The organism is Oceanospirillum sanctuarii, assembly GCF_002150805.1.
In the GTDB taxonomy this organism is placed as follows: Bacteria; Pseudomonadota; Gammaproteobacteria; order Pseudomonadales; family Halomonadaceae; genus Oceanospirillum; species Oceanospirillum sanctuarii.
Genome location: NZ_MTBA01000030.1, coordinates 1 through 644 on the forward strand (window position 1 = coordinate 1; position 644 = coordinate 644).

At 50.9% G+C, this 644-nt stretch carries 1 protein-coding gene; it reads left to right on the plus strand.

Translation table 11 applies throughout. The features are described 5' to 3' along the window. On the plus strand, window positions 1-644 hold a 644-nt coding region (locus BV405_RS17515), incomplete at both ends, for a hypothetical protein (protein WP_176330221.1).

Here is a 644-nt window from a genome sequence, read left to right on the forward strand (position 1 = left end):
GATTCCGACAGTGATTCGGACTCCGATAGTGATTCGGACTCCGATAGTGACTCAGACTCGGACACCGATAGCGATTCAGACTCCGATAGTGACTCGGATTCCGACAGTGATTCTGACTCCGACAGTGACTCTGATTCTGACAGCGATTCAGACTCCGATAGTGATTCGGATTCGGATTCGGACAGCGATTCTGACTCTGATTCCGACAGTGATTCTGACTCCGACAGTGATTCTGACTCGGACAGCGACTCCGATTCCGACAGTGACTCAGATTCGGATAGTGACTCTGACTCGGATAGTGACTCAGACTCGGATAGTGACTCAGACTCGGATAGCGACTCGGATTCGGACAGCGATTCTGACTCGGATAGTGACTCCGATTCGGACAGTGATTCTGACTCGGATTCGGACAGCGATTCCGACTCCGATAGCGACTCAGATTCTGACTCGGACTCGGACAGCGACTCTGATTCCGATAGTGATTCTGACTCGGATAGTGATTCTGACTCTGATAGCGACTCTGATTCGGACAGCGATTCTGATTCGGACAGTGATTCAGACTCGGACAGCGACTCGGATTCCGATAGTGATTCAGATTCGGATAGTGACTCCGATTCCGACAGCGATTCAGACTCGGATAGTGA